Raw genomic sequence first — 3,645 nt, 5'->3', positions numbered from 1 at the left:
TCGATCGCTGGTTCGATCCGGAATGCCCGGAGTGGATCGTCGATACGCGGCTGTGCCACAGCTTCTGTGCGTTCGAGCGGAGCGTGCTCAATCCCTGAACAGCGCGAACGGCCCCATCAAAGTACTACCTTGATGGGAACCCAAGGCGGGGACCCAGACTGGGCCTCCGCCTCCGCGGGAGCACATTAAGTCCGCGCGCTCGTCACCACCGGGCCTTGCGACAGCGCGCAAGTATAAACGCGCGCCTTCACCCGCCAGCCGTCGGAGGTGCGGACCAGCACATCGTCATATTGCCCCCACATCGAATAGAGCGCGCCGGGGAAATCACCCTGGCCGAGATGCACCGCATAATAATGCACCTTGGCCCGCGCACTATCGCCGTCGATCGCGATGCGGAAATTGCCGACATTGTGATGCGTCGCGCCGCAATTGGAGTTCGGCCCGAGATTGGCGTGCATCGAGGCAATCAGGCTTGCGCGGTCGGGGCTGATCACACCGGGGCCGAGCGCCTGGGTATAATCACCCGTCGCATCGGCGGCGAAGACTTCGTGCAGATCATCGAAAGTCTTCCCGTCGACGATCTCGCAATAGCGGATATAGACCTGCTGGATCGCGCGCTCGTCGAGCAGCATTTGCAGCGACATAGGAATCCTTCCTCTCACGAAGCCTGGGGGATTGCGGCACCGAGCAGCGACGGATCGCCGACATGCGCGGCGAGCGCATATTCCCAGCGCGTCGCGCGCCACCCCTCGGCGGTGCGGCGCCAGCGCACATGATAGCGGCCGATCGCCTCGTAGACGCGCGTCGCGTAGAGCTGATCGCAATGGAAGGCGCGGAACGGAGTGGTGCTGGTCGCGGTATCGCCCTCGACGGTAGCGAGCGTTGGCCCGAACAGATGCTGCGTCGGCCCGCACGGATCGAGGAAGCCGCTGATCATCGCGACGAAATTGGCGCGTCCGCGCACCGCCTCGGGGGCAAGCGTCACCGCGGCGACGTCTTCGGCGAACACCTGATCGAGCAGCGCCCAGTCGCGCGCGTCGAGCGCCTGCGAATAGGTCGCCATCGCCACTTCGATCGCTTGCCGATCGTCCATCGCTCTCTCCTGATTCGTAATTTGATTGCTTGAATGTAGCGCAAAGTGGGTCGAAGGTACGTAAAAGATATCTGCTTGCGTGAAGGAGACGGGTGTGGGGCGGTTGAGCGGAAAGACGGCGCTGATCCTGGGCGTCGCGCCCGGCAATCTCGGCGAGCATATCGCGCAACGCTTCGTCGACGAGGGCGCGCGGCTGATGATCGCCGGGCGTCGTGCGGAACCGCTCGACGAGGTGGCCGCGCGGGTCGGCGCGCTCGCGCAGGTCTGCGATATCGAGAAGGAAAGCGATATTCGCGCGCTGGTCGCGGCGGCGCAGGAACGGCTGGGTCGAATCGATATCGCGCTCAACGCCACCGGCTGGGGGCTGCTCAAGCCGTTCACCGAGCATGACCGCGCCGAGCTGGAGCGGATGTGCGCGGTGCAGTTCATCGGGCCGTTCCAGCTATTCCAGTCGCTGGTCGAGGTGATGCCGGCGGGCGGGTCGATCATCCAGATCTCCTCGGTCACCGCGACGATCATGTTCGATCACCACGCCGCTTATATGGGGACCAAGGCGGGGCTCGATCACGTTATCCGCTGCGTCGCGCACGAATATGGCCATAAGGGCATCCGCGCCAATTCGCTGTCGCCGGGCGGGATCGCCGATACGCCGATGTCGGGCGGCGGGCTCGATCTGCCCAAGGTGCGCGATCTCTATGCGCGCGAAATCCCGCTCGGGCGGCCCGGGGTGGCAGGGGACGTGGCGGATGCGGCCTTGTGGCTGGCGAGCGACGAATCCGCCTTCGTCACCGGGCAGAATATCCATGTCAGCGGCGGGCAGACGCTGCGCCGCAATCCGTCGATCGGGGAAGTGTTTGCCGCTTTCGGAGGGTGAGCGCGATGCTTGAAGGGGCGTATCGGATCGGGCTGGGGCTGATCGTCGCAATGGGGCTGATGGCCTTCGCGACGACGATCCGCGCCCCCAACGGCTATGGCCGCTATCTCAATAAGTTCGAGGGGACGATCGCCGCGCGCCCCGGCTGGCTGATCTTCGAGGCGCCGCAGTGGATGGCCTTCGCGCTGACCTTCTGGTTCGCCGCGCGCGCGATCAATATCAATGCGGCGACCTTGCTGCTGTTCGGCTTGTGGCAGGCGCATTATCTCTATCGCGGGCTGGTGATGCCGTTTCTGATGCGGATTGGCAGCAAGCGGCTGCCGATCGCGACGATCTGGTTCGGGCTGCCGTTCAATGCGCTCAACGGTTTCGTGAACGGCTATGCGGTCGGGCATGCCGAGCATCTGGCGAGCGCTTCGTGGCTGGGCGATCCGCGCTTCATTGCCGGCCTCGCGATCGCGGGCGTAGGCTGGGTGATCAACGTCCATTCCGACAATCTGCTGTTCCGGCTGAGGAAGCCCGGCGAGACGGGGTATCGCGTGCCTTACGGCGGGATGTTCCGCTTCGTCTCCAGCGCCAATTATCTCGGCGAGATCATGTTGTGGATCGGCTGGGCGATGATGACCTGGACCGCGGCGGGGCTGATCTTCGCACTGTTCACGATCGCCAACCTCGGCCCTCGCGCGCTGAGCCACCACAAATGGTATCGTGCGACCTTCGCCGATTACCCGCCCGAGCGAAGGGCGCTGATCCCGTTCATCCTGTAACGTCATCCCCGCGGAGGCGGGGATCCATTCTGGCTGGTCGATCGGATTAAATCGCAACCTCAGTGTGAATGGATTCCCGCCTTCGCGGGAATGACGGAACGGGCGCTACCGGTTCGCCCGCGCGACATGCCGGGCGACGCGGCGGCCGGAGAAGAAGCAGTCGGCGTAGGACAGCCCGCTGACATAGGTCTGCGAGGCGATGCCGACCGCGGTGCGCCCGGCGGCGTAGAGCCCGGGGATCGGCTTGCCCGCCTTGTCGAGCACCAGCCCGCTCTCCTCCTCCACCCGCAGCCCGCCGAAGGTGATGACCGGCAGCGGCAGGAATTTGCTCTCTACCGAGATATCCATCGCGTAGAACGGGCCGCGCTCGATCGGCTGCATATCGCTGCGCTCCTTGCCGAACGCATCCTCCACCTCGCCGCGCGCGGCGCGGTTATATGCCGCGACCGTCGCCGCGATCGTTGCGCGGTCCAAGCCGATCTTGTCGGCCAAGGCATCGAGCGTCGGCGCCTTCACCGCGTTGAACGCCAGGTTGAGCAAGGTCACGTCGCGCTGGAACGGCACGAGCATCGGATCGCGCGCCTGTTTGAACGCCTGTTTGCGCAACGCCGCGTCATAGATCAGCCAGCCGATACCGCCCTGATGATCGCCGATATGTTCGCCGAGCGTCGCGCCATAAACGGTTTCGTCGACGAAACGCTCGCCTTTGGCGTTGACGACGATCGCATCGGACCACGCCTTGGGCGGGTTGATGAAGCGCCACGCGCTGATCTTGTCCATCAGCGCGGTCGATCCGCCCGCGGTCATCCCCAGCACGATCCCCGCGCCCTGATCGCCGAGCGTGCCGTTGGGCATCCCCTTGGCATAGGCCGGCGCATAACGCGCGACCATCGCCGGGTTCATGATGAACC

At 64.8% G+C, this 3,645-nt stretch carries 5 protein-coding genes; 2 read left to right on the top strand and 3 right to left on the bottom strand.

Annotation, left to right across the window (positions count from 1 at the left end; all coding sequences use genetic code 11):
• Positions 1-185 precede the first annotated feature (185 nt).
• Entirely contained in the window at positions 186-644 is a 459-nt protein-coding gene (locus BGN95_RS21670; protein ID WP_179511059.1) for a nuclear transport factor 2 family protein, read from the bottom strand.
• Between the two features lie 14 nt (positions 645-658).
• Positions 659-1,093, bottom strand: coding sequence for a nuclear transport factor 2 family protein (locus BGN95_RS21665; protein ID WP_179511060.1), 435 nt, complete (start codon positions 1,091-1,093; stop codon positions 659-661).
• Positions 1,094-1,172: 79 nt separating this feature from the next.
• On the opposite strand from BGN95_RS21665, the gene BGN95_RS21660 reads away from it, so the two are divergent.
• Positions 1,173-1,967 (top strand): SDR family NAD(P)-dependent oxidoreductase, encoded by a 795-nt coding sequence (locus BGN95_RS21660; RefSeq protein ID WP_286773978.1) that lies wholly within the window; start codon positions 1,173-1,175, stop codon positions 1,965-1,967.
• Between the two features lie 5 nt (positions 1,968-1,972).
• Complete coding sequence (locus BGN95_RS21655) at positions 1,973-2,734, top strand: 3-oxo-5-alpha-steroid 4-dehydrogenase (protein ID WP_286773977.1); 762 nt, start codon at positions 1,973-1,975, stop codon at positions 2,732-2,734.
• Between the two features lie 105 nt (positions 2,735-2,839).
• On the opposite strand, the gene BGN95_RS21650 is transcribed toward BGN95_RS21655, so the two are convergent.
• Positions 2,840-3,645 (bottom strand): FAD-binding protein (locus BGN95_RS21650; protein ID WP_286773976.1); only part of this gene is annotated, 806 nt, incomplete at its 5' end.

This window comes from Sphingomonas sp. 66-10 (genome assembly GCF_001897045.1).
Taxonomy (GTDB): Bacteria; Pseudomonadota; Alphaproteobacteria; order Sphingomonadales; family Sphingomonadaceae; genus Sphingomonas; species Sphingomonas lycopersici.
The sequence above is the reverse complement of the archived record's forward strand: the minus strand, read 5'-3'. Positions and strand labels throughout refer to the sequence as shown.

Excerpts from the sequence above, each read along its gene's own strand:
- BGN95_RS21655 (WP_286773977.1), top strand. The coding sequence starts at position 1,973 with ATGCTTGAAGGGGCGTATCGGATCGGGCTGGGGCTGATCGTCGCAATG.
- BGN95_RS21665 (WP_179511060.1), bottom strand. The coding sequence starts at position 1,093 with ATGGACGATCGGCAAGCGATCGAAGTGGCGATGGCGACCTATTCGCAG.
- BGN95_RS21670 (WP_179511059.1), bottom strand. The coding sequence starts at position 644 with ATGTCGCTGCAAATGCTGCTCGACGAGCGCGCGATCCAGCAGGTCTAT.